Below are 24,671 nucleotides of genomic sequence, written 5' to 3' on the forward strand. Positions count from 1 at the left end.
CCGGGCGTACCAGAAGTTGGGGGTGCGGGGCCGGGCCGATCTGCCCGCGGTGCTGGGCCGGGTGCCGGCCGGGCGGCCCGCCGACGGGTAGCCGGGCGGGGGGGGGGGGGGGGGGGGGGGGCGCCCCCCCCCCCCCCCCCCCCCCCCCCCTCCCCCACACACCACGTGACCCACCTGGCACCGCCAAGGAGCCGTTGGAGCGGGTGGCGGCGGGGGACGACTCGGCCTGCGGCCGGGTCACTGCGTCGGCGTGGTTTCCGGGGCGGTCTGCGGCCTGGTCCCGGGACCCGTGCCGGGGGTCGCGCCCTCCGTGCGGGCCGCGGGTACGGGGCCGGGCGTGGTCGGGCGGGGGGTGCGGACCAGCAGGAACGTGAGCGCGGCGCCGAGCAGTCCGAGGACCGCTGAGGCCAGGAAGGTGTCGCGCAGGCCCGTGACGAAGCCGTGGTCGATCGCGGTGGCCAGGCCGGGGTGGCCGGCCGCGACGGCGGAGCCCTGGCCGGAGGCGAGGGGGCCGGCCAGGTCGGCGGCGGTGCCGAGGCCGCGCTGCAGTCCGTTGTGGAAGATCACCCCGAGGACGGCGATGCCGAGGGCCATGCCGAGCTGCCGGGCGGTGTTCATCGCGCCGCCGGCCATGCCGGCCCGGGCCGGGGGTACGGCGGCCATGGCGACGGAGGCGAGCTGCGGGGTGGAGGCGCCGACGCCGAGGCCGGTGAGGACGAGGCCGGGGAGGAGGGTGAGGGCGCCGTCGCCGGGGTCGAGGAGCAGGGCCTGGGCGGCGGCGCCGGCTCCGATGAGGAGGAGGCCGGTGCCGATGGTGACGCGGGGCGAGCGGCCGTGCAGGAACCGGCCGCCCGCCGCGGAGACGACGAACGCGGCCAGGCTGAGGGGCATCAGGACCAGGCCGGCCGCGACCGGGCCGAGCCCGCGGGCGGACTGCAGCCAGAGGGAGACGTACAGCAGGTAGGAGAACGCGGCGATGGACAGCAGCAGGGCGGCCGCCATGATCCCGGTGAAGACGGGGTCGCGGAACAGGGAGGGGTCGACCATGGGGTGCGAGGACCGGGTCTCGACCCGCAGGAAGACGGCGAAGGCGACCGCCGCCACCGCGAAGCAGGTGAGCGGGAGGGTCCCGGTCCAGCCGTCCTCGGCGACCTTGATCAGAGCGTAGGTGAGGGCGGCGGAGCCGAGGGTGAAGGTGACCAGGCCCGGCAGGTCGAAGCGGCCGGCGCGGGGGGCCTTGGACTCGCGTACGGCACGGAGGGTCACCAGGACGGCGAGGGCGGAGACCGGCACGTTGACGAAGAAGATCCAGCGCCAGCCGACGTGTTCGCTCAGCAGGCCGCCGAGGACCGGGCCGGCGGCGGACGCGGCACCGTTGACGGCGCCCCAGACGCCGAAGGCGACCGCCCGGTCGCGGCCCTGGTAGGTGGCGCTGAGCAGGGCCATGGTGGTGGCGAACATGGCGGCGGCGCCGATGCCCTGGACGGCCCGGAAGCCGATCAGCAGGACGGGGCCGTCGGCGAGGCCGCAGGCCAGGGAGGCGAGGGCGAAGACGACGAGGCCCCCGGTGTACACGCGGCGGCGGCCGATCCGGTCGGCGAGGGAGCCGGCACCGAGCAGGAGGCCGGAGAGGGCGAGGAGGTAGACGTCCATCACCCACTGCAGGTCGGCGAACCCGGTGTGGGTGTCGGCGGCGATGTCGGGCAGGGCGACGGTGACGATCGTGACGTCGACCAGCAGCATGAACGCCCCCAGGCAGACCGCGGTCAGCGGCGCCCACTTGCGCATGGCTCTCTCCTCGATGTGGTGGATGTCGTGGTTGCAGTGAACGTCGTGGGTGTGGTGGACGGGTCGCGGGTGGGTCGAGGGTGTCCGCGGCGTCCGTCCCCGGGCCCGGGGGCCCGGTGCGCCGGTGTGCGCTCGTCCACCGTCGGGGGCCGGCGGCCCGTGGCCGCGCCGGGCGGGGTCCGGTGACGGATTTCGACACGACGGCGGCTGTGATGATGGATTCCATGAATCCGAAGGAGTCCGTGCGGGACGATCCGGTGCTGGACGATCTGGACCGCCGGCTGGTGCAGGCCCTGATGATCGACGGCCGGGCCTCCTTCACCCGGCTCGCCGAGTTGCTCGGGGTGTCCGACCAGACGGTGCAGCGGCGCTACCGCCGGATGCGGGGCGAGGGACTGCTGCGGGTGGTGGGACTGCCCGTGGGCAGCCGGGTCGGGCTCTTCGAGTCCTGGCTGCGGGTGCGGTGCGCGCCGTCGGCGGCGCGGGCGGTGGCGAAGGCGCTGGCCCGACGTCCGGACATCGCCTGGGTCACGATCAGCGGCGGGGGCGGGGACGTCCACGCGATGACGCGGGCCCGGACCCGGCAGGACCGCGACACGTTGCTGCTGGACCGGCTGCCGCGGACCGAGCACGTGCGGGAGGTCGGGGCGCACACGATCCTGCGGAAGTTCTTCGGGGGGCCCGATCCGTGGCCGGGGGTGGACTTCCTCTCCGCCGCGCAGGTCGCCGCGCTGACCCCGCCGGCTCCGGAGCCCTCCCCGGGCCGGTACGCCCTGGACGCGGCGGAGTCCCGGCTGATGGCCGTGCTGGCCCAGGACGGCCGGACGCCCCGTCCGGCGTTGGCGCGGGCCACGGGGCTGTCGGAGTCGACGGTCGGCCGGCGGGTGGAGCGGCTGGTGGCGGAAGGGGCCCTGTTCTTCGACCTCGAGCTGATCCCGCGTCACTTCGGGTACGAGACCGAGGCCACGGTGCTGCTGACCGTGGACCCGGCCCGGCTGGCGGAGGTGGGGACCTCACTGGCCGGTCACGTGGAAGTGCCGTTCGCGGCGGCCGTGACGGGGTCCGCCAACCTGCTCGCGGTGGTGGTCTGCACGGACACCCAGCACCTGTACACGTACGTGACGGAGCGCCTGGGCCCGCTGCCGGGGGTGCGCCAGCTCGAGGTGATCCCGGCCCTGCGGAGCCTGAAACGGGCGGGGATGCTGGTGACGGACGACCGGCTGACCGACCCGCCGAGCGCCGGTTCCCGGAGCGTCCTCTAGCCCTCCGGTCGTCCGAGGGCGGGCACGGGCGCGGTGCGACCGTCGGCTGCCGGCCGGGGGCGCGGGCGTGGGCGTGGGCGTGGGCGTGGGTCGGTCTACGGGACCGGCCAGGCCTTCAGGGCGTGGGTGGCGACGGCCTCCAGCTGCTCGCGGGTGGCGCCGTCGCGGGCCTGCTGGGACATGCCCTGGAGGACGGCCCAGCTGTACCGGGCCAGGGCGGCCGGGTCGGTGTCGGCGGGCAGCAGGCCGGCGGCGACGTCGGCGCGGATGCGGCCCTCGAAGGCGGTGACGTTGGCGTTGCGGCGGGCCCGCAGGGCCTCCTCGACCTCCGGGGTGGCGCAGTTCGCGGAGGCGGTCATGACCAGGCAGCCGGCGGGCCGGTCGGGGTTCGTGTACGAGGCGGCCGCCTCGCGGAAGGTGCGCGCCACGCCGGCCCGGGCCGTGGGCTCCTCGGCGAGGGCGCGGGCGCCGAAGGCCCCGTACGTGCCGGCGTAGGCCTCCACGACCTCGTCGAAGAGGCGCCGCTTGTCGCCGAAGGCCGCGTACAGGCTGGGCGCGCCGATGCCCATGGCGCGGGTGAGGTCGGCGACGGAGGTGGCCTCGTACCCGTGGAGCCAGAAGGCGTGCAGCGCCGCCTCCAGGGCCGCGGCACGGTCGAAGGAGCGGGGTCGGCCGCGCTGTCCTGTCACCATGACGGCAATTCTATAGCGGTCGCTAGAGAATCTGGTACGGTCCCTTTCTGTAGCGACCACTAGAGAAATGGGGGGCGTGCCATGGGCGTGCTCAGCGGCAGGACGGCACTGGTGACGGGTGGCAGCCGGGGCATCGGGCGGGCGATCTCGGAGCGGCTCGCGCGGGACGGCGCGCTGGTGGCCGTCCACTACGGCAGCAACGAGGCGGCCGCGAAGGAGACGGTGGCGACGATCGAGGCGGCCGGCGGCCGGGCCTTCGCGGTGCGGGCGGAGTTCGGGGCACCGGGCGCGGCGGAGGCGCTCTGGGCGGCGTACGACGCCCACCCGATGGCGACCGGGGCGGTGGACGTCCTGGTCAACAACGCGGGCGCGGCGACCTTCGCGACGCTGGCGGACACCGACGAGGCGACGTACGACCGGATCCACGCGGTCAACGCCAAGGCTCCGTTCTTCGTCACCCGGCTCGCGCTGCCCCGGCTGCGCGAGGGCGGTCGCGTCATCAACGTGACGGGCACGCCGGACATCGCGCTCCCCGCGATCCTCGCCACGGTCATGGCCAAGGGTGCCGTGAACGCGCTGACCGTGTCGCTGGCCGCCGAACTCGCGCCGCGCGGGATCACCGTGAACTCCGTGGGCCCCGGCATCACCGAGACCGACCTCAACGCGGGCTGGCTGGCCGACCCGGCCGCCCGGGCGCACGCGGCCTCCCGGTCGGTGTTCCACCGCGTCGGGACGCCGGCGGAGGTGGCGGACGTCGTCGGCTTCCTCGCCTCGCCCGACTCCCGCTGGATGACGGGCCAGCACCTGGACGCCACCGGGGGGCTCCAGCTGGCACTCCTGTGACCTGCCTGGCCCCCGCCCGCTCCGCGGACGGGGGCCAGGCCGGCTAGCGGGTCCCGGTGACCTTCGCCGGGGCGCGCGGGGCGTCCGGGTCCCGGCCCCGGGCGAGGGTCACCTCGTACGCGAGGAGCTGCAGCGGGACGATCTCCAGGACCGGCTGCAGCTCCTCGGGTACGCCGTCCACGGGCAGCACGAACCCGGCCGAGGCGGCCGCCACGTGCCGCTCGGGGCCGACGACGAAGAGGTCCGCGCCGCGCCCGCGCAGCCGGTCGAGCACGGGACGCAGGGCCTCCCCGCCGCGCCCCTCGCCGACCACGGCGATGACCGGGGAGACGTTGTCGACCATGGCGAGCGGGCCGTGCAGCAGGTCCGCCCCGGAGTAGGCCAGCGCGGGGACGTAGCTGGTCTCCATGAACTTGAGGGCGGCCTCGCGGGCGGTGGGGTAGCCGAAACCGCGGGAGGTGATGACCATGCGCTCGGCGAAGCGGTAGCGGGCCGCGAGGGTGCGCACCTCGTCGTGACGGGCCAGGATCCGCTCGGCGAGGGCGGGGAGCCGGGCCGCGCCGGGCAGGTCCTCGGCGGCGCCGCCGAGGGCCTCCACGAACAGGTACAGGGCCAGCAGCGAGGCGGTGTAGGTCTTGGTGGCGGGCAGGGCCCGCTCCGGGCCCGCCAGCACGTCGACGTGGTACTCGGAGACGGCGGCGAGGGCCGAGTCGGGGTTGTTGGTGACCGCCAGCGTGATCGCGCCGGCGGCCCGGGCGGCCTGGGTGGAGGCGACCAGGTCCGGGGAGCCGCCGGACTGGCTGACGGTGACGACCAGGACGTCCTTCAGGCGCGGGCGGGCGCCGTAGGCGGTGGTGGTGCACATCGAGCTGAGCCCGCAGGGCAGTCCGAGACGCACCTCGAGCAGGTACTTCGCGTAGAGGGCCGCGTGGTCGGAGCTGCCGCGGGCGGCGAGCAGGACGAAGCGCGGGCGGTGTTCGGCGACGGCCTCGGCGGTGGCGCGGATGGCGGGGGCGCCGTCGGCCAGCAGGCGGCGCAGGACGGCGGGCTGCTCGGCCATCTCGGCGGCCATCATGCGGCCGGGGCGTTGCATGGCGGTCACGCGTCCAGTTTGGTCCCGTACGGGCGGCCCGGCACGCGTACGGGACGCCGGGCCGTACCCGGCCGGGCGCCCGCGACTCCGGCGGCGCGCGACGCGTGCGGGTCCGGGCGTTCCGGGAGGCCGTGGCGGGCCGTGCGGAACAGGATGGAAGTCGGGGTCGGACCGGGTGCACGGGCCCCCGGCTCTGCTAAATTGGTCACCAGATTGGTCTATACCACCAGAGCCCACCCCACTTTCCTTCTCAGATCGGCAGGCCCAGCGTGGAAGTTGTCATCGTTCCGGACGCCAAGGCTGGCGGCGAGCTCATCGCGGAGGCCATGGCCGCCCTGGTCCGCCGCAAGCCCGACGCCCTGCTCGGCGTGGCGACCGGCTCGACCCCGCTGCCCATCTACGAGGCCCTCGCCGCCAAGGTCCGGCGCGGCGAGGTGGACGCGTCCCGCGCCCGGATCTGCCAGCTCGACGAGTACGTCGGCCTGCCGGCCGGGCACCCCGAGTCCTACCGTTCCGTGGTGCTGCGCGAGGTCGTCGAGCCGCTCGGCCTGACCGAGGCCTCCTTCATGGGACCCGACGGCTCGGCCGAGGACGTCGCGGCCGCCTGCGAGGCGTACGACCGCGCGCTGGCCGCGGCCGGCGGCGTGGACCTGCAGCTGCTGGGGATCGGCACGGACGGGCACATAGGCTTCAACGAGCCCTGCTCCTCGCTGGCGTCGCGCACCCGCATCAAGACGCTGACCGAGCAGACCCGGGTCGACAACGCCCGGTTCTTCGACGACGACATCGACCAGGTCCCGCACCACGTCATCACCCAGGGCATCGGCACGATCCTGGACGCCCGGCACCTGGTGCTGCTGGCGACCGGCGAGGGCAAGGCGGAGGCGGTGGCGCAGACCGTCGAGGGGCCGCTGTCGGCGCTCGTGCCCGCGTCCGCGCTGCAGTTGCATCCGCACGCGACGGTCGTCGTGGACGAGGCGGCCGCGTCGAAGCTGAAGCTCGCGGACTACTTCCGGCACACCTACGCGAACAAGCCGAGCTGGCAGGGCCTGTAGCCCCGCCCGCCCCGAAGGCCGGCCCCCACCCGGGAGCCGGCCTTCGCCGTTCCCGGGCCCGGCCGCCCCGGCCGGACCGGAGCGGAAACGGCCGGAGGCCGGGCCCCCGCAGTAAGGGTCCGGCCTCCGGGGTCGGGGGTCACAGGGCGGCGACGGCCTCCGCGGCGGCCCGGGCGCAGACCCGCGACGCCCCGTACGTGGCGACGTGCACCGCCCCCCGCGGCGCAGCCATCGGCAGGCCCATCTCGACCACGACCGCGTCGGGCCGGACCGCGAGCACGGCGTCGAGGGCCTCGCCCATCCACGCGTGCCGGTGGGCGTCCCGTACGACCACCACCAGGGTGCGGTCGCCGGCGGCGGCCAGGATCGCCGCGGCCGCGCCGGGCTCGTCGGCGTAGGTGTCGCCGGTGACGTCGCCGAGCAGCTCGGACAGCTCCCCGACCAGCCCCCACGGCGTCTCGTCGCCGACGGCGATGTTCGCGACCGGCGACAGCCGGGCCACGTACGGCGCCTTGACCGAGACCTCGGCACCACGGGTCAGCCGTACCGCCCGCCGGGCCGCGACGAGGCCGATCTCCGCCGGGCCGGACGCGCTCCCCTCCTCGCTGGGCGCGCCCGGCACGGCGGCTCCGGTGGCCCGGGCCCGCCGGGTCCACTCGGCGAGGGCGCGCACCCGGGCGGCGGCGTCGGCGAGCCGCTCCTCGTGCAGCGAGCCCTCGCGCACCGCCGCCACCAGCGCGTCGCGCAGGCGCAGGACGGTGTCCTCGTCGGCGAGCCCGCCGCCGACGCAGATGGCGTCGGCCCCGGCGGCGATCGCGAGGACGGAGCCGCGCTCGATGCCGTAGGTGCCGGCGATGGCGTTCATCTCCATGCCGTCGGTGACGATCAGCCCCTGGTAGCCGAGTTCCTCGCGCAGCAGGCCGGTGAGGATCTGCGGGCTGAGGGTGGCGGGGCGGGTCGGGTCGAGGGCGGGCAGCAGGATGTGCGCGCTCATGACGGCCTTGGTGCCGGCGGCGACGGCGGCCCGGAAGGGCACCAGCTCGCGGGCGTACAGGGTGTCGAGGCCGGCGTCGATGCGCGGCAGCGCGTGGTGCGAGTCGACGTTGGTGTCGCCGTGCCCGGGGAAGTGCTTGGTGCAGGCGGCGACGCCGGCGGCCTGGAGGCCCTCGACGTACGCGGCGGTGTGCCGGGCGGCGAGGTGGGTGTCGGCGCCGAAGGACCGTACGCCGATGACGGGGTTGTCCGGGTTGGAGTTGACGTCGGCGGACGGCGCCCAGTTGAGGTTGACCCCGCACTCGGCCAGCCGGTGGCCGAGCTCGCGGGCCACCGCACGGGTCAGGTCGGTGTCGTCGACGGCGCCCAGGGCGAGGTTGCCGGGGAAGGACGAGCCGGCGCGGACCTCGAGGCGGGTGACGTCCCCGCCCTCCTCGTCGATGGCGACGAGGACGTCGTCCCGCTCGGCCCGCAGCTGCGCGGTGAGTGCGGCCAGCTGTCCGGGGGAGGCGATGTTGCGGCCGAAGAGGCCGACGGCGGTCAGGCCCTCGCCGACCCGGCGCAGCAGCCAGTCGGGGGCGGTGGTCCCGAGGAAGCCCGGCTGGAGCACGGCCAGGGCGTCGCGCGTGAGCGTGTCGACTCGGTGGTCGGTGAGCGTCATCGGGAGTCGTTATCCCTTCACTGCGCCTGCGGTGAGGCCCGCGGCCATCTTGCGCTGGACGATGAGGAAGAGCGCGACGATCGGCACGGCCATCATGGTGGAGCCGGCCATCATCGGGGCGAACTCGGTGCCGTTCTTGGTGATGAAGTTGCTGAGCCAGACCGTGGCGGTCTGGTTCTGCTGGCTCATGAGCATCAGGGCGTAGAGGTACTCGTTCCAGGCCTGGATGAAGCCGTACACCGAGGTGGCCACCATGCCGGGGGCCAGCAGCGGGAAGACCACGCGCAGGAAGGCGCCGGTGGGGGTGCAGCCGTCGACCATGGCCGCCTCCTCCAGCTCCTTCGGGATGTTCACGATGAAGCCGCGCAGGGTCCACACGGTGAAGGGCAGGATGAAGGTCAGGTACGTGATGATCAGACCGGACAGCTTGTCGTACTGACCGAGGTCGTTGAGCAGCAGGAAGACCGGGATGATCATCGCGACGAGCGGGACCATCTGGACGGCCAGGATGCCGACGATGACGACCTTGCGGCCGCGGAAGGCGAACCGCGAGATGGCCAGGGCGGCCAGCATGCCGACGACGATGCCGATGACGACCACGACGCCCGACACGACCAGCGACCGGCCCACCGGGCCCCAGAAGTCGGCGATGTCCAGGGCGCGCCGGAAGTTCTCCAGGGTCCAGCTCGTCGGGAAGAAGTGCGGGTTCGGGTCGATGGCGTCCTTGGCCGGCTTGAACGCCGTGTTGAGCATCCAGTAGACGGGGAAGCCGGCCGTGACGAAGACCAGGAGGCCGAGGAGGTTCCAGCCGAGCTTCGACTTCTTGAAGCCGCCCCGGCGGGCGGTGCGCGGGGTCGCGGTGGTTGAGGTCACTCCACCTCTCCGATCTTGAGCATCTGGCGCATGTAGGCGGCGACGACGCCGAGCAGCAGCAGGACGGTCACGAGGGCGATCGCCGAGCCGCCGGAGTAGTCGTTGACCACGAAGGCCTGCTGGTACGAGTACGTGGTCAGGAGCTGGAACTCGGCCTCGGGGTTGCCGTTGCGCATCACGAAGACCTGCGGGAAGACGCCCATGTCCCAGATGACCGACAGGGTGGTCAGCATGACGATGATGGGCTTCAGGATGGGCAGCGTGACGTGGCGGAACACGCCCCAGGAGCCGGCGCCGTCGAGGCGGGCGGCCTCCTCCAGTTCCTTCGGCACCTGGGTGAGGCCGGCGCTGAGGGTGATGACCACGAAGGGCACGGCGCCCCAGACGACCAGGAGCATGATGACGGCCAGGCCCTGGGGGCCGCTGGCGAACCAGTTGTGGCCGATGAAGTCCACGCCGGGCAGCTTGCTGAGGAGGTAGTTCAGGACGCCGTAGTCGGCGTCGAAGAGCCACTTGAAGATGGCGGTGGACACCAGGATCGGCATGCCCCAGCTGGCCACGAGCGCGACGTTGATCAGCGTCTTGACCCAGCCGGAGACCCGCTGGAGGAGCAGGGCCACCGCCATGCCGAGGACCATGGTGAGGACCACGGCGCCGACGGCGAAGAGCGCGGTGCGCAGGACGACTTCCCAGAAGACGCCGTCGCCGAGGATCTTGGTGAAGTTCGCGAAGCCGACCCACTCGGCGTCCTTGAAGCCCCACAGCTCGGACTTGCCGAAGCTCTGGAACGAGAGGGACACCAGCCGGTAGAGCGGATAGCCCATGACCAGCACGATGACGAGCAGGCAGGGGGCCAGCAGCGCCCAGGGGGTGGCCGCGGAACCCTTGCGGCGCCGCTTGCCCGGCGTGCCCGTGCTCCCGGCCGCGGCGCCTGTGGAGGTCTGCTGCTTCGCCGGTGGCAGGTCGGCGGTGGTTGTCTGTGCGGCACTCATCGCGCGCTCCTCGGGAGTCCCTCTCTCGGTACGGGCAGCAGGGCCCCGCCGGTGAGGTGGCGGGGCCCTGCTCAGTCAGGTCACTTGGTGTTGATGACCTTGTCGATCGCGGCGTCGGCGGCCTTGGCCGCGTCCTCGACCGACTTCTTGCCGGTGCCGATCTCCTGGAGCATGGTCTGGAGCAGCTTGGCCTTCTCGACCTGGCCCCAGCCCGGAGCGGTGGGGACGAACCAGGAGGACTCCGCCGCGGTGGCCGCGACCTGGGTCTTCGGGTCGGCCTTCAGCGGGCCGAGGTCCGTCTTGTTGTTGGGCAGGTTGCCCTTGGCGATGAGGCCCTTCTGGCCCTGGGCGCCGGTGAAGGCGTTGATCCACTCGCCGGCGACGTCCTTGGCGTCGGACTTGGCCGGGACGGCCAGGTCGGAGCCGCCGAGGAAGACGGGGAGGTTCTTGCCGTTCGGGCCGGGCATCACGAAGTTCTCGAGCTTCTCGGCGAGCTTGCCCACCTTGTCGCTCTTCGGGTCGGCGGCGGTGGCGCCCTCCCAGGCGGCGGCGAAGATGGTGGCCGCGTTGCCCTGGCCGAAGACGACCGGGCGGTCGGCCTCGTCCTTGGTCTTGTCGGCGTGCATGTACTTGTCGAGGATCTCCTTGTACTGCTTGAGACCCTTGAGCGACTCGGGGGAGGACAGCGAGGCCTTCCACTGGCCGCCCTCGTTCTTGGCGATGGCGCCGCCCGCGTCGTAGACGAAGGACATGGCCGCGTACCAGTCCGGCGACGGCTGGTACCAGGCGCTGAACTTGGCGCCCTTCTTCTTCTGGACGGCGTCGAGGGCGGCCGTCAGCTCGGCCCAGGTCTTCGGGGCGGCCTTGACGCCGGCCTCGGCGGCCAGGTCCTTGCGCCAGGTGCCCACGCGGCCGCCGGCGTAGTACGGGACGCCGTAGGTCTTGCCGTCGTAGGTGACGGACTCCTTGAGCGCGTCGAGCCACGCGGCGGAGTTGTCGTACTTCGAGGCGTCGATCTCGGAGAAGGCGCCGGTCGACATGTAGCCGATCATCTCGGAGTTGCCCATCTCGACGACGTCGGGGGCCTTGTCCGTCGCGAGCACGGCGTCGAGCTTGGCGTTCTTGTCCGGCCAGCCGTAGTACTCGTGCTTGACCTTCAGGCCGGGGTGCTTCGCGACGACCGCGTCGTCGGCGGCCTTCACCAGCTCGGGCCAGTTGTTCTGGGCGTCGACCGTGAGCCAGACGGTCAGCTCCTTGGCGGCCGACGGCTTGTCGCCGCCCTTCTCGCCGTCCGAACCGCCGCACGCCGCGAGACCGACCACCATGCCCGCGACACCGATCGCCGCGATGAGCTTGCGCTTCACGCCACCCTCCTCAGGGATGCCTGCACTCCCCCTGCCCGCCGCGTGAAATTACGCCAAGTACTGCCGTGGGGCCGGGATCTGATCCATATTGGTTTAGACCAGTAGCCTGGAGCTTGGCCTAGACCTTTGGGGGTGTCAAGGGTCTAATAAACCAGGTGCGGCTCCGTTACCGGACCGACACCTCAGGGAGGGGCGACACCCGTGCTCCGGCCCGTGTCACGATGTGACCGCAACAAGACGGAGGAGCCGGTGACGGCGACGAGACTGGAGTCGGGAAGGCAGGCGGCCATGGCCACCGAAGGGGCGCTCACGGAGCCCGACGGCGGGGCAGCTACACGCACCGCTCGCGTGCCCAAGTACTACCGACTCAAGCGCCATTTGCTTGAAATGACCGAAACGCTGCCCCCGGGCACCCCGGTGCCCCCGGAGCGCACCCTCGCGGCCGAGTTCGACACCTCCCGGACGACCGTCCGGCAGGCGCTCCAGGAGCTGGTCGTCGAGGGCCGCCTGGAACGCATCCAGGGCAAGGGCACCTTCGTCGCGAAGCCGAAGGTCTCCCAGGCGCTGCAACTGACCTCCTACACGGAGGACATGCGGGCCCAGGGCCTGGAGCCCACCTCGCAGCTGCTCGACATCGGCTACGTCACGGCCGACGACACCCTCGCGGGCCTGCTGAAGATCGCTCCGGGCGGCCGCGTGCTGCGCATCGAGCGGCTGCGCCTGGCCAGCGGCGAGCCGATGGCCATCGAGACCACGCACCTTTCGGCCAAGCGCTTCCCGGCCCTGCGCCGCTCGCTCGTCAAGTACACCTCGCTCTACACCGCGCTCGCCGAGGTGTACGACGTCCACCTCGCCGAGGCCGAGGAGACGATCGAGACCTCGCTGGCCACCCCGCGCGAGGCCGGCCTGCTCGGCACCGACGTCGGCCTGCCGATGCTGATGCTCTCCCGGCACTCCCTCGACGCCGACGGCGAGCCGGTCGAGTGGGTGCGCTCGGTCTACCGCGGCGACCGGTACAAGTTCGTCGCCCGCCTGCAGCGGCCGGCGGTCTGACCGGGGCGAACTCCACGTCCGCCCCACCCGTCCACCGCCGCAACGGGAGTCGACCCTCGTACCGGATTGCGGACGGGGTCTTACGTTCACCGGTCGGATCCCCGTAGATTCCCTGCGCATTGCGTAAATGATCACGAGGGGACGAGGGTCATGACGGAATCGGGACCGACCGGGTCGACGACCGGGTCGACGGGCACGGCACGGAACGGGGCGGGCGCGCCGGACACGGCGGGCCCGCCCTCGCCGTCCGGCGGCCCGTCGCCGAAGTCCATCGCCATCTGGTCGCTGGTGGCACTGATCGGCGCGGCGGGCTGGGCCGTCCTCGCGCTCTCCCGCGGCGAGGAGATCTCCGCCGCCTGGCTGCTGGCGGCGGCCCTGGGCTCGTACGCCATCGGCTACCGCTTCTACTCGCGCTTCATCGCGCACAAGGTGCTGCGGGTCGACAAGACCCGCGCCACCCCGGCCGAGCGCCTCGACAACGGTGTCGACTTCCACCCCACCGACCGCCGGGTGCTCTTCGGCCACCACTTCGCCGCCGTCGCCGGCGCCGGACCGCTGGTCGGCCCGGTGCTCGCCGCGCAGATGGGCTACCTGCCCGGTACCATCTGGATCGTGGCCGGTGTGATCTTCGCCGGCGCCGTCCAGGACATGGTGACGCTGTTCTTCTCCACCCGCCGCGACGGCCGCTCACTGGGCCAGATGGCCCGCGAGGAGATCGGCCCGGTGGGCGGCGCCGCCGCACTGGTCGCGGTCTTCGCCATCATGATCATCCTGCTGGCGGTGCTGGCACTGGTGATCGTGAACGCCCTGTCGCACTCGCCCTGGGGCGTCTTCTCCATCGGCATGACCATCCCGATCGCCCTCTTCATGGGCGTCTACCTGCGCGTCCTGCGCCCGGGCCGGGTCACCGAGGTCTCCCTCATCGGCGTCGCCCTGCTGCTCCTCGCGCTGGTCGCCGGCGGCTGGGTGGCCGAGTCGTCCTGGGCCGACTTCTTCACCCTCAAGCCCACCACGCTGGTGCTGTGGATGGTGGCGTACGGCTTCCTCGCCTCGGTGCTGCCGGTCTGGCTGCTGCTCGCCCCGCGCGACTACCTGTCCACCTTCATGAAGGTCGGCACCATCGCCCTGCTCGCGGTCGGCGTGGTCATCGCGCTGCCCACCCTCAAGATGGACTCGGTCACCTCCTTCGCGAGCCGCGGCGACGGCCCGGTCTTCGCCGGGTCGATGTTCCCGTTCGTCTTCATCACCATCGCCTGCGGCGCGCTGTCCGGCTTCCACGCCCTGGTCTCCTCCGGCACCACCCCGAAGATGGTCCAGAAGGAGACCCAGGTCCGCATGATCGGCTACGGCGCCATGCTGACCGAGTCGTTCGTGGCCGTGATGGCGATCATCGCCGCCTGCATCATCGAGCCCGGCCTGTTCTTCGCGGTCAACTCCCCCGCCGGCGTGGTCGGCACGACCGTACAGAGCGCTTCCGAGGCGGTGGCGCACCTCGGCTTCACCATCAGCCCCGAGGCGCTCGCGCAGGCCGCCAAGGACGTCGAGGAGGCCAGCCTGCTGTCGCGGACCGGCGGGGCCCCCACGTTCGCCCTGGGCATGTCCGAGATCTTCTCGGGCGTGATCGGCGGGGCCGGGATGAAGGCCTTCTGGTACCACTTCGCGATCATGTTCGAGGCGCTGTTCATCCTGACCACCCTCGACGCGGGCACCCGGGTCGGCCGGTTCATGCTCCAGGACACCCTGGGCAACCTCTACAAGCCCTTCAAGCAGGTCAGCTGGAAGCCCGGCGTGTGGTTCGCCAGCGCCGTCGTGGTGGGCGCGTGGGGCTACTTCCTGTGGGTGGGCGTCAACGACCCGCTGGGCGGCATCAACCAGCTCTTCCCGCTGTTCGGTATCGCCAACCAGCTGCTGGCCGCCGTCGCCCTGGCGGTGTGCACCACGCTGCTGGTGAAGTCCGGGCGCCTGAAGTGGGCCTGGGTGACGGGCGTCCCGCTGGTGTGGGACGCGGCCGTGACCCTGACCGCCAGCTACCAGAAGGTGTTCTCCGACGACCCGCGGGTCGGGTTCTTCGCCCAGCGCGACAAGTACGAGGCGGGCATCGAGGCGGGCAAGGTGCTGCCGCCCGCCAAGTCGATGGACGACATGCACACCGTCATCACCAACTCCACGGTGGACGGCGTGCTCTCGGCCCTCTTCGCCGTCCTGATCGTCATCGTGCTGGCGGACGCCCTGTGGGTGTGCCTCAAGGCGGTGCGCAACCCGGACATGGTGGTGCTGCACGAGACGCCGTACGTCGCGTCGCGGATCGTCGCGCCCGCCGGCCTGGTCGCCACCGCCGAGGAGAAGGCCGAACTGGCCGCCGCGGGCCTGGACTCGGGCGGCGGCCGGGTCCCGGAGTCCGCGTCCGTCCCCTCATGAGCGCCGCCGGCCTGATGGGGCGGATCCGGCACTACGTGCGCGAGTTCACCGGCGAGGCCGCGTACGAGCGGTACGTCGCCCACGCCCGCGGACACGACCCGGACGCCCCGGTGCCCAGCCGCCGGGAGTTCGAGCGGGCCCGCACCGACGCCCGCGAGGCGGACCCGCGCGAGGGCTTCCGCTGCTGCTGAGGCGCCCGCGGGCGCCGTGCCGGACCGAGAGGGCCGCCCGGGAACGGGCGGCCCTCTCGCGGCTCCTGGGGCACACTCGTGCCATGGACATCGTGATCAGGGAAGCCCGGCCGGACGAGTACGCGGAGCTCGGCGACATCACGGCCCACGCCTACCGGCGCGACGGCCTGCTGGACCAGAACGAGACCGACCACTACTTCCACGTGCTGCGCGACGTGGCCGGCCGGGCCGCCCACGGCGAGATCCTGGTCGCCGTCCTCGACGACGAGGTCATCGGCGGCGTGGCCTTCGCCCCGCCCGGCAGCCCGCTGGCCGACATCGCCCGCGAGGGCGAGGCGGAGTTCCGGATGCTGGCCGTGGCGCGCGAGGGCCGCGGCCGGGGCGCCGGCGAGGCCCTGGTCCGCGCGTGCATCGAGCGGGCCCGGGCCGTCGATGGCGTGACCCGCCTGGTGATGTCCACCCAGCCGGCCATGCGGGGCGCCCAGCGCCTCTACGAGCGCCTCGGGTTCGTCCGCTCCCCCGAGCGCGACTGGTCCCCCGTCCCCGGCCTCGGGCTGCTGACGTACGGGCTGGAGTTGTAGGCCGCCTCAGAGCAGACCGAGCACGAGCTTCACGGCGTGCTCGATGTCGGTCCACTCCTGCGGGTCGACCCGACCCGCGAACTCGCCGAGACGCCCCGGGTCCACGGCCGTCATCTGCTCGACGAGCACGACTGTCGCCGTCCCGTCCATGTCCAGCTTGGGGTGGAGCAGGCCCGGGGCGGCGCTGGTGGACGTCGGTGCCACGATCAGGGTGGAGGTGTTGACGGCCCCGGTCTGCAGCACCACCGCGTAGCGCGCGCCGCGCTGCTCATGGCCCACCGCATCCCTGCGGGGCCGGATCCGGTAGATGTCACCACGCACTGAGGTCGTTCAGCTCCTCCCGCACCTCGGCGATCTCGGCGAGGTACGCGGGGTCGTTGCGCCACTGGTCCAGCTCGGCCGCGGCCTGCCGGTACTGGTCGCGCACGTACGCCTCGTGGATGGCCAGTCTTATGGCGTCCGAGGCGGTGATGTCGCGCAAGGCGGCCAGGGCCTCCAGCTCGCGGTGGGTCTCCGCGTCCGGACGGAAGCTGATGGTCTTGGGCGTCATGCGACCATCGTAATACGTTTCGCATTACATGGCCACGCCTCGATAGCGGAGAGGCACCACACCAGGACTCCGTGTCGTCGACGACACAACATGTAGGGGGTCACACGGGGAGGCCCCCCCACATGTATGCTCGTCCTCGCTGTCGCCGCAGGGGAATCCGGTGCGAATCCGGAACTGTCCCGCAACGGTATGAAGTGCACGCATCCGCGCACGACCAAGTCCGAGGACCTGCCGACGGCGCTCACGGTTCAGCCGAACCGGAGCCGACCACGTCCGGGCCTCGCGGTTGGGCCGGTGGACGCCATGCGGAGCACGCGTAACCCGCCACGCCCGCATGCGCTTCCCCGCGCCCGCGCCGGCCCCGGAGCCGAGCGAGGGAGAGCCCCCACCGTGACCATCGCGCCCGCCGCACCGCGCGCCGAGTCCGACCCGTCCCAGGAGCCCCAGGGCCCCGGAGCCGCGCTGCTGCGCACCCTCACCGAGCTCACCTCGGACCTCCCCGACACCGACCCCGGTCGGGTCGCCGCCGCCGCGCTGCGCGGCCGCAGCGCCAGCTCGGACGAGGCCGAACTGCGCGGGCTGGCCACCGAGGCGGCCGCGGGGCTCATCTCCGAGGACCCGGCGTACTCCAAGCTCGCCGCCCGGCTCCTGACCCTCGCCATCGCCGACGAGGCGGCCGGCCAGGGCGCGGTCTCCTTCTCGGCCTCCGTCGAGGTCGGCCACCGCGAGGGCCTGATCGCCGACCGCACCGCCGAGTTCGTCCGTACCCACGCGGTCCGCCTGGACGCGCTGGTCGACTCGGCCCTGGCGGCGGGCGCCGACGACCGGTTCGGCTTCTTCGGCCTGCGCACCCTGCACAGCCGCTACCTGCTGCGCCACCCGATCACCCGCCAGGTCATCGAGACCCCGCAGCACTTCATGCTGCGCGTGGCCTGCGGCCTGGCCGAGGACGACAGCGTGCCCGCCGTCGAGGAGGTCGGCTCCCTCTACGGCCTGATGAGCCGGCTGGACTACCTGCCGTCCTCCCCGACGCTGTTCAACTCCGGCACCCGGCACCCGCAGATGTCCTCCTGCTACCTGCTGGACTCCCCGCTGGACGAGCTGGACTCGATCTACGGCCGCTACCACCAGGTCGCCCGCCTGTCGAAGCACGCCGGCGGCATCGGCCTGTCGTACTCCCGCATCCGCGCCCGCGGTTCGCTGATCCGCGGCACCAACGGCCACTCCAACGGCATCGTGCCGTTCCTGAAGACCCTCGACGCCTCCGTCGCCGCCGTGAACCAGGGCGGCCGCCGCAAGGGTGCCGCGGCCGTCTACCTGGAGACCTGGCACGCGGACATCGAGGAGTTCCTCGAGCTGCGCGACAACACCGGCGAGGACGCCCGGCGCACCCACAACCTCAACCTCGCCCACTGGATCCCGGACGAGTTCATGCGCCGCGTGAACTCCGACGAGCAGTGGTCGCTGTTCTCCCCGTCCGACGTGCCCGAGCTGGTCGACCTGTACGGCGACGAGTTCGACGCCGCCTACCGCAAGGCCGAGGCGGCCGGCCTGGCCCGCAAGACGATGCCGGCCCGCGACCTGTACGGCCGCATGATGCGCACCCTCGCGCAGACCGGCAACGGCTGGATGACGTTCAAGGACGCCTCCAACCGCACCGCGAACCAGACCGCCCTGCCGGGCCGCGTGGTGCACTCCTCGAACCTCTGCACCGAGATCATCGAGGTCACCAACGACGACGAGACCGCGGTGTGCAACCTCGGCTCGGTCAACCTCGGCGCCTTCGTCGCGGGCGACGACATGGACTGGGAGCGGCTGGACGAGACCGTCCGCACCGCCGTGACCTTCCTCGACCGGGTCGTGGACATCAACTTCTACCCGACCGAGGAGGCCGGTCGCTCCAACTCCAAGTGGCGGCCGGTGGGTCTGGGCGCGATGGGCCTGCAGGACGTGTTCTTCAAGCTGCGGCTGCCCTTCGACTCCGCCGAGGCCCGGGCGCTCTCCACGAAGATCGCCGAGCGCATCATGCTGGCCGCGTACGAGGCCTCGTGCGACCTCGCCGAGCGCAGCGGCCCGCTGCCGGCCTGGGCCGAGACCCGCACCGCCCAGGGCGTGCTGCACCCGGACCACTTCGACACCGAGCTGTCCTGGCCGGAGCGCTGGGAGGCGCTGCGCGCCCGCGTCGCGAAGAGCGGCATGCGCAACTCGCTGCTCCTCGCGATCGCCCCCACCGCGACCATCGCCTCGATCGCGGGCGTGTACGAGTGCATCGAGCCGCAGGTCTCCAACCTCTTCAAGCGCGAGACCCTCAGCGGCGAGTTCCTCCAGGTGAACGGCTACCTGGTCGAGGACCTCAAGAAGCTCGGCGTGTGGGACGCCCAGACCCGCGAGGCGCTGCGCGACGCGTCCGGCTCGGTGCAGGGCTTCGGCTGGATCCCGGCCGAGGTGCGCGAGCTGTACCGCACCGCGTGGGAGATCCCGCAGCGCGGCCTGATCGACATGGCGGCGGCCCGTACCCCGTTCCTCGACCAGAGCCAGTCGCTGAACCTGTTCCTGGAGACGCCCACCATCGGCAAGCTCAGCTCGATGTACGCGTACGCGTGGAAGCAGGGCCTGAAGACCACGTACTACCTGCGCTCGCGCCCGGCGACGAAGATCGCCCGCGCCGCGTCGGCCGCGTCCGCCGTCCCGGCCGCAGCCTCTCCGGCCCAGCTCCCCCAGGCGCTCGACGCCGAGGCGCTGGCCTGCTCCCTTGAGAACCCCGAGTCCTGCGAGGCCTGCCAGTAATGAGCACCACCCGTAAGCAAAACCTTCTCGACCCGGGCTTCGAGCTGACCCTGCGCCCGATGCGCTACCCGGACTTCTACGAGCGCTACCGGGACGCCATCAAGAACACGTGGACGGTGGAGGAGGTCGACCTCCACTCCGACGTGGCCGACCTCGCCAAGCTCAGCCCGGCCGAGCAGCACATGATCGGCCGCCTGGTGGCGTTCTTCGCGACCGGCGACTCGATCGTGGCGAACAACCTGGTGCTGACGCTGTACAAGCACATCAACTCCCCGGAGGCGCGCCTGTACCTGTCGCGCCAGCTGTTCGAGGAGGCCGTGCACGTCCAGTTCTACCTGACGCTGCTGGACACCTACCTGCCCGATCCCGAGGACCGGACCGCCGCCTTCGCTGCGGTCGAGAGCATCCCCTCGATCCGCGAGAAGGCCCAGTTCTGCTTCAAGTGGATGGACTCGGTCGAGAAGATCGACCAGCTGGAGTCGGCCGCCGACCGCCGCCGCTTCCTGCTGAACCTGATCTGCTTCGCCGCGTGCATCGAGGGCCTGTTCTTCTACGGCGCCTTCGCCTACGTGTACTGGTTCCGCAGCCGCGGCCTGCTGCACGGCCTGGCCACCGGCACCAACTGGGTGTTCCGGGACGAGACCATGCACATGAACTTCGCGTTCGAGGTCGTGGACACCGTCCGCAAGGAGGAGCCCGAGCTCTTCGACGACGCGCTCCAGCAGCAGGTCACCGACATGCTGAAGGAGGCCGTCGAGGCGGAGCTGCAGTTCGGCCGGGACCTGTGCGGCGACGGCCTGCCGGGCATGAACACCGAGTCGATGCGCGAGTACCTGCAGTGCGTGGCCGACCAGCGCCTGGTCCGCCTCGGCTTCGCCCCGGTCTACGGCTCTGAGAACCCCTTCTCCTTCATGGAGCTCCAGGGCGTCCAGGAGCTGACCAACTTCTTCGAGCGCCGCCCCTCGGCCTACCAGGTCGCCGTCGAGGGCACGGTCGACCTCGACGAGGACTTCTGAGCAGCGTCCGAGCACGGTCACGGCGGGCCCTGTCCGACGTGATCATGACTTGATAGCGTCCCCGCCCATGGGGAGGAACACCTGGCTGACCAGGGCCTTGGGCGGGGGCGCTCTGCTGTGTGCGGCGCTGGGGACATGGTCCCTGCTGTTCCGTGCGGGCATGGCGGTGGAACGCTTCGACGTGGCGGAGCTCTGGGGCGCGGCCCTGGTGCTGACCGCCGGCTGGACGTGGGCGGGCTCCCGCCCGGTCCGGATCCCGCCGCGGCGCGAGGTCGTGCCGGTGCCGGCGCCACCCGGGCAGCTGCCGCTGCGGCCGCTGCGCTGGGTGCTGCGCTGGCTGCTGGTGGCCCTGCTGGCCGTACCCGCCGTGGCCGTGGTGACGGAGCTGGCCGGCCGGGCCGACGGCGACGCCATGCGGCGGATCGCGGCCGTCCAGGAGGCCGGCGCCGTGCTGGTCGACGGCAGGATCACCGCCGTCGACCGCCTCGTGAAGAACCCGAGCAAGTGGTACGACGGGGACCTGGAGGTCGAGGTGCCCGTCCGTACCGGGGCCGGTGCCGCTGCCGCGGGCGGCACGACGCTGCAGGTCCGCAACGCCCACCTGGGCCAGAACCACCGCGACCTGGGCCTGTGGCACGAGCTCGGCATCCTGGACGCCGGCCGACTGGCCGGGGTCCCCCAGGTCCCGGTGCTGTACGCGCCGACCGCGCCGGAGCTCGGCGGCGTGGTCGACGTCAACGGCGGCCTGGGCCGGTACGCCGCGGCGGCCCCGCCGTTCGCCTTCGGCCGACCGTCGCTGCTGGTGGAGGCCTTGCTCTACGTCCCGGGCTGCCTCATGACGCTGGGCCTGCTGGCTTTCCTGCCGCGCCTGCGGGTGCCGCACGCGCCGCGGACCCTGCGGGACGACGCCCGCAACGGATCCGCCCTGCCCGCCGTACGGGCCCGGGTCACCGGGGCCCTGCGGTCCGACCACACGACCCGGGGGAACCGGGACGGCGCGGTCGCCGTGCGCTCGACCCACCGGATCCGGTTCGAGCTGGCGGACGGCACCGAGATCGCGTTCGAGGACGGCACCCGACCGCCCCGCCAACTGGCCCTGCTCGCGGCCCGCCTGCACGACCGCCCCGGCTGGCTGTGCGGTGCCCGCAACTGGCGGCTGATCAGCAGCCGGCAAACGGTCGTCTTCGTCACCGACGAGGGCGAGGCGCACTGGATGACCATGGAACGCGCGGAGTTCGAACGCGTCCTGGCCTCCGCCGAGCCGGTCGCACCGGACCCGGAGCGTCGCGTCGCGCTCTGCCCCACGCCCACCGGCGTGGTGCCCGGCGCCCACTGGCCCTGGCTGGCGACGACGACGGCGGGCTACGTCGCCGCGGTCCTCGTCCTGACCGTCCCGATGTCCTGGGCCGCCTCCTTCTGGCTGTCCCTGTTGGTCCTCGCCCTGCCCGCGGTCGCCACCTGGCGACTGCTCGTCCGTCTCCCGCTGGTCGGCGGCCGCACGGGTGCGTGGGTGGTCCAGGAAACCCGCGACCCCGCGATAGGACCCGCCTGAGACCGCACGGACCCGGCAGCCGCCCCGCGCAGCTGCCGGTCGGTCCGGCGTTCGCGCAGGGCGCCGTACACGGCGGGCCCGGCCAGCAGGACCGCGACGGACAGGACGACGAGGGCGTTCAGGATCGCGTTCATGGGTCCACTGTCGCGAGGGCGGCGGAATCCGGACAGTGGCAGGACTGTCGCAAGACAACGAATTACTGCCACACTGGGCGCATGTTGAACAACGTGGCCGTCGCCCTGGTCAACGGAGTCGCCCCCTTCGAACTCGGCATCTTCTGCGAGGTCTTCGGGATCGACCGCAGCGAGATGGGCCTGCCCGTCTACGATTTCGCGGTCTGCGGCGTGGAGGAGCCCGAGGTCTCCAGCGGCGACCGGCTGTTCACGATCAGCACGCACCACGGGATCGAGCGGCTCGCCGAGGCCGACCTGATCTGCCTGCCCGCCGACCGGCAGGCACCCGTACGGGACTACCCCGAGCCCCTGCTGGCCGCGCTGCGGGCCGCCGTGGACCGGGGCGCGCGCGTGCTCAGCGTGTGCAGCGGCGCCTTCGTCCTGGGAGCGGCCGGACTGCTCGACGGCCGCCGGTGCACCACGCACTGGATGCACTCCGCCGCGCTGCGGGAGAAGTACCCGAGGGCCCGGGTGGACCCCGACGTGCTGTACGTGGACGAGGGCCCGGTGATCACCGCGGCCGGCACCGCCTCCGGCATCGACGCGTGCCTGCACGTGGTGCGCCAGGAGCACGGTGCGGAGGTGGCCAACACCATCGCCCGGCGCATGGTCGTACCGCCGCACCGGGACGGCGGCCAGGCGCAGTACATCCAGCGGCCGCTGCCCCGCAGCTCCTGCGACACGGTGGGTGGGGTCCTGGACTGGATGAACCGGCACCTCGCCGAGGACGTCACCGTCGAGCAGCTGGCCGAGCGGGCGCACATGTCACCGCGCACCTTCGCCCGCCGCTTCCTGCAGGAGACGGGCACCACGCCCTACCAGTGGGTCCTGCGCCAGCGGGTGCTGCTGGCGCAGGAGTTGCTGGAGTCGACGGACGAGACGGTGGACGCGATCGCGGGACGGTCCGGGTTCGGTACCGCCGCCGCCCTGCGCCACCACTTCCTGCGCGCCCTGGGCACCACGCCCAACGCGTTCCGCAGGACCTTCCGCGGCCCGCGGGCCGCCTAGCGACCGAACCCGGGCGCCGGGACTACGCGTTCGGGACGGTCTCGTAGCGCGGCGTGCCCTCTTCCATCTGGCGCAGGGCGTCCTTGCGGTCGCGCTTGGAGAGCCGGTCGATGTACAGGTAGCCGTACAGGTGGTCGGTCTCGTGCTGGAGGCAGCGGGCGAAGTAGCCGGTGCCCCGCACCTTGATCGGGTTGCCCTGGGCGTCCTGGCCGGTCACCTCGGCGTAGTCGGGGCGGGCCAGGGCGGCGTACGCGGTCGGGACGGACAGGCAGCCCTCGTTGGAGTCGTCCAGGACGCGGCGGTCGGCGGGCAGGTCCACCGGCTTGGGGTTGACCACGACACCGACGTGGCGGACGCCCTCGTCGTCCGGGCAGTCGTAGACGAAGACCTTCTGGTCCACGCCGATCTGGTTCGCGGCCAGGCCCACGCCCTCGGCGGCCCGCTGGCTGGCGAACATGTCGTCGATCAGCGCGGCGAGCTCGTCGCCGAACTCGGTGACGTCCTTGCACTCGCGGTGCAGGACGGGGTTGCCCACGACGGTGATCGGGCGGGCCGTGCCCCGCTCGCGGTAGGCGGCCTCGCGCGCCTCGCAGTCTTCGGTGTCCACGACGTACCCGTCGTTGACCTCGCCGACCTGCTGCTCCGTGTCCTGCTGCGCCATGTCCGCCGTACGCCTTCCTCAAGTCACCGCGTGTACCCGTACAGCCTACGGGCAGGCGTCAACACACCTCTTCGAGGTCGCGCCATTCCCGGGTGTCCGGGCTGTCCGCCACCCAGCCGTCCAGCAGCCCCCGCACCAGCCCCGCGGGCGCGGCGATGCCGCACTCGCGCTCCGGCACCCACAGGGAGCCCGAGCCGGCCGTGCGGTGCCCCAGCGGGCCCGGGTGGCCCGGCTCGCTGTGGTCGTGCGGGTCGACGTGCTCCCCGTCGCCCTCGCCGCTGGGCATCGCGCTCTCCGAGCAGGTCCGGCAGAGCAGCCGCACGGACGAGGACCAGTCCTCCGCGGCGAACCCGGCGTCCGAGGCCAGCTGCTCCAGCGCGTCCCGGTCGGCCTCGGTGGCGGCCTCCAGCAGCACCACCCACGTCGGCACCGGCGAGGGCGCCCACAGTTCGATCTCGTCGAAGACGGGGTACGAGGGCCCGGCCGCGGTCACCCGCTCGCCGTGCGGCACCCCGTCGTGCAGGACGACCTCGCCCCAGCGACGTCCGGACGAGGGCAGCGGGATCGAGAGGACCTCGATCCGGGCCGGATCGAGCCTGCGCCCCCACACGACCTCGGCCTCGCCCTCGGGTGACAGCCGGACCGCCGCGCTGCCCAGCTCCATGCCCACCGGCTCGCCCGTCCCGGACCCGCCGCGCGGGTCCCCGGGCACCTTCAGCCCGTACGCCTGCCAGGCCCGCCGGGCCAGCGGCCAGTCCTGCAGGGCGGTGGCGGCGATGCCCACGTTCCACCAGTCGGGGGCGCCCGTCTCGCGGTCCAGCAGGGCCACCGCGCGCAGGCCGGCGGCCCGCGCCTGCTCCCAGTCGTGCCGGAACTTGTGCAGCAGGGCGAGGTTGAACCACGACTCGGACAGCCAGGGTTCGAGGTCCGCGGCACGGGTCAGCAGCGCGCCGGCGTCCTCGTACCGGCCGTCGCCGATCAGCGTGAACGCGCGGTCGGTGGCCTGCCGCCACGAGGCGGAGGGCCGGTGCCTTACCTTTCCGAAGATCCTCACGATTCCCGCCT

22 protein-coding genes and 1 riboswitch are annotated in these 24,671 nt (G+C 72.6%); of the genes, 11 read left to right on the forward strand and 11 right to left on the reverse strand.

Annotated features, from left to right (window positions below; all coding sequences use genetic code 11):
• Positions 1–237 precede the first annotated feature (237 nt).
• Positions 238–1,788 (reverse strand): DHA2 family efflux MFS transporter permease subunit, encoded by a 1,551-nt coding sequence (locus ACIQCH_RS29670; protein WP_402585903.1) that lies wholly within the window; start codon positions 1,786–1,788, stop codon positions 238–240.
• Positions 1,789–2,012: 224 nt separating this feature from the next.
• Between ACIQCH_RS29670 and ACIQCH_RS29675 the strand changes: the two genes are divergently transcribed.
• On the forward strand, positions 2,013–3,050 hold the full coding sequence (locus ACIQCH_RS29675) for an Lrp/AsnC family transcriptional regulator (protein ID WP_402585905.1): 1,038 nt from the start codon (positions 2,013–2,015) through the stop codon (positions 3,048–3,050).
• Between the two features lie 95 nt (positions 3,051–3,145).
• On the opposite strand, the gene ACIQCH_RS29680 is transcribed toward ACIQCH_RS29675, so the two are convergent.
• Positions 3,146–3,742, reverse strand: coding sequence for a TetR/AcrR family transcriptional regulator (locus ACIQCH_RS29680; protein WP_402585907.1), 597 nt, complete (start codon positions 3,740–3,742; stop codon positions 3,146–3,148).
• 81 nt (positions 3,743–3,823) lie between these two features.
• Between ACIQCH_RS29680 and ACIQCH_RS29685 the strand changes: the two genes are divergently transcribed.
• Positions 3,824–4,585 (forward strand): SDR family oxidoreductase, encoded by a 762-nt coding sequence (locus tag ACIQCH_RS29685; protein WP_402585908.1) that lies wholly within the window; start codon positions 3,824–3,826, stop codon positions 4,583–4,585.
• Positions 4,586–4,628: 43 nt separating this feature from the next.
• Here ACIQCH_RS29685 and ACIQCH_RS29690 read toward each other — a convergent pair whose 3' ends face one another.
• Entirely contained in the window at positions 4,629–5,678 is a 1,050-nt protein-coding gene (locus tag ACIQCH_RS29690) for an SIS domain-containing protein (protein ID WP_402585993.1), read from the reverse strand.
• 269 nt (positions 5,679–5,947) lie between these two features.
• On the opposite strand from ACIQCH_RS29690, the gene nagB reads away from it, so the two are divergent.
• Entirely contained in the window at positions 5,948–6,733 is a 786-nt protein-coding gene (gene nagB / locus ACIQCH_RS29695) for a glucosamine-6-phosphate deaminase (RefSeq protein ID WP_402585910.1), read from the forward strand.
• Positions 6,734–6,872: 139 nt separating this feature from the next.
• Here nagB and ACIQCH_RS29700 read toward each other — a convergent pair whose 3' ends face one another.
• The 4 genes from ACIQCH_RS29700 to ACIQCH_RS29715 all read right to left on the reverse strand — a co-directional run bounded on the left by ACIQCH_RS29700 (position 6,873) and on the right by ACIQCH_RS29715 (position 11,616).
• On the reverse strand, positions 6,873–8,387 hold the full coding sequence (locus tag ACIQCH_RS29700; RefSeq protein ID WP_402585912.1) for a glycoside hydrolase family 3 protein: 1,515 nt from the start codon (positions 8,385–8,387) through the stop codon (positions 6,873–6,875).
• Positions 8,388–8,396: 9 nt separating this feature from the next.
• Positions 8,397–9,260, reverse strand: coding sequence for a carbohydrate ABC transporter permease (locus tag ACIQCH_RS29705; protein WP_402585914.1), 864 nt, complete (start codon positions 9,258–9,260; stop codon positions 8,397–8,399).
• Positions 9,257–10,252 (reverse strand): carbohydrate ABC transporter permease, encoded by a 996-nt coding sequence (locus tag ACIQCH_RS29710; RefSeq protein WP_402585916.1) that lies wholly within the window; start codon positions 10,250–10,252, stop codon positions 9,257–9,259. The genes ACIQCH_RS29705 and ACIQCH_RS29710 overlap by 4 nt, the downstream gene beginning before the upstream one ends.
• A gap of 80 nt (positions 10,253–10,332) precedes the next feature.
• Positions 10,333–11,616 (reverse strand): extracellular solute-binding protein, encoded by a 1,284-nt coding sequence (locus ACIQCH_RS29715; RefSeq protein ID WP_030207222.1) that lies wholly within the window; start codon positions 11,614–11,616, stop codon positions 10,333–10,335.
• 288 nt (positions 11,617–11,904) lie between these two features.
• Here ACIQCH_RS29715 and ACIQCH_RS29720 point away from each other — a divergent pair, with 288 nt between their 5' ends.
• The 4 genes from ACIQCH_RS29720 (at position 11,905) to ACIQCH_RS29735 (ending at position 15,859) form a co-directional block, all read left to right on the forward strand.
• Positions 11,905–12,669, forward strand: a complete 765-nt coding sequence (locus ACIQCH_RS29720) for a GntR family transcriptional regulator (protein ID WP_030207226.1) — start codon at positions 11,905–11,907, stop codon at positions 12,667–12,669.
• A 150-nt stretch (positions 12,670–12,819) separates the two neighbouring features.
• On the forward strand, positions 12,820–15,087 hold the full coding sequence (locus tag ACIQCH_RS29725) for a carbon starvation CstA family protein (protein WP_402585918.1): 2,268 nt from the start codon (positions 12,820–12,822) through the stop codon (positions 15,085–15,087).
• The gene (locus ACIQCH_RS29730) at positions 15,084–15,278 is read left to right on the forward strand and encodes a YbdD/YjiX family protein (protein ID WP_402585919.1); all 195 of its coding nucleotides are present in this window, start codon (positions 15,084–15,086) and stop codon (positions 15,276–15,278) included. The genes ACIQCH_RS29725 and ACIQCH_RS29730 overlap by 4 nt, the downstream gene beginning before the upstream one ends.
• A gap of 83 nt (positions 15,279–15,361) precedes the next feature.
• Positions 15,362–15,859, forward strand: a complete 498-nt coding sequence (locus ACIQCH_RS29735) for a GNAT family N-acetyltransferase (RefSeq protein WP_402585921.1) — start codon at positions 15,362–15,364, stop codon at positions 15,857–15,859.
• 6 nt (positions 15,860–15,865) lie between these two features.
• Here ACIQCH_RS29735 and ACIQCH_RS29740 read toward each other — a convergent pair whose 3' ends face one another.
• Both ACIQCH_RS29740 and ACIQCH_RS29745 read right to left on the reverse strand, forming a co-directional pair.
• Positions 15,866–16,180, reverse strand: coding sequence for a type II toxin-antitoxin system PemK/MazF family toxin (locus ACIQCH_RS29740; RefSeq protein ID WP_402585923.1), 315 nt, complete (start codon positions 16,178–16,180; stop codon positions 15,866–15,868).
• Positions 16,170–16,409 (reverse strand): hypothetical protein, encoded by a 240-nt coding sequence (locus ACIQCH_RS29745; RefSeq protein WP_402585925.1) that lies wholly within the window; start codon positions 16,407–16,409, stop codon positions 16,170–16,172. Before ACIQCH_RS29745 ends, ACIQCH_RS29740 begins: the two co-directional genes overlap by 11 nt.
• 109 nt (positions 16,410–16,518) lie before the next feature.
• A riboswitch (cobalamin riboswitch) is annotated at positions 16,519–16,660 on the forward strand.
• A gap of 139 nt (positions 16,661–16,799) precedes the next feature.
• Between ACIQCH_RS29745 and ACIQCH_RS29750 the strand changes: the two genes are divergently transcribed.
• From ACIQCH_RS29750 to ACIQCH_RS29765, 4 genes are all read left to right on the forward strand, one after another.
• The gene (locus ACIQCH_RS29750; protein WP_402585927.1) at positions 16,800–19,196 is read left to right on the forward strand and encodes a ribonucleoside-diphosphate reductase subunit alpha; all 2,397 of its coding nucleotides are present in this window, start codon (positions 16,800–16,802) and stop codon (positions 19,194–19,196) included.
• Complete coding sequence (locus tag ACIQCH_RS29755) at positions 19,196–20,212, forward strand: ribonucleotide-diphosphate reductase subunit beta (protein ID WP_402585929.1); 1,017 nt, start codon at positions 19,196–19,198, stop codon at positions 20,210–20,212. The genes ACIQCH_RS29750 and ACIQCH_RS29755 overlap by 1 nt, the downstream gene beginning before the upstream one ends.
• 67 nt (positions 20,213–20,279) lie before the next feature.
• Positions 20,280–21,764, forward strand: coding sequence for a hypothetical protein (locus ACIQCH_RS29760; protein WP_402585931.1), 1,485 nt, complete (start codon positions 20,280–20,282; stop codon positions 21,762–21,764).
• A 215-nt stretch (positions 21,765–21,979) separates the two neighbouring features.
• Positions 21,980–22,945, forward strand: coding sequence for a helix-turn-helix domain-containing protein (locus ACIQCH_RS29765; protein ID WP_402585933.1), 966 nt, complete (start codon positions 21,980–21,982; stop codon positions 22,943–22,945).
• A 22-nt stretch (positions 22,946–22,967) separates the two neighbouring features.
• On the opposite strand, the gene def is transcribed toward ACIQCH_RS29765, so the two are convergent.
• Complete coding sequence (gene def, locus ACIQCH_RS29770) at positions 22,968–23,606, reverse strand: peptide deformylase (protein ID WP_402585935.1); 639 nt, start codon at positions 23,604–23,606, stop codon at positions 22,968–22,970.
• Between the two features lie 58 nt (positions 23,607–23,664).
• Positions 23,665–24,660 (reverse strand): hypothetical protein, encoded by a 996-nt coding sequence (locus ACIQCH_RS29775; RefSeq protein WP_030207258.1) that lies wholly within the window; start codon positions 24,658–24,660, stop codon positions 23,665–23,667.
• Positions 24,661–24,671 lie beyond the last annotated feature (11 nt).

The organism is Streptomyces sp. NPDC093225 (genome assembly GCF_044753805.1).
Classification (GTDB): Bacteria; Actinomycetota; Actinomycetes; order Streptomycetales; family Streptomycetaceae; genus Streptomyces.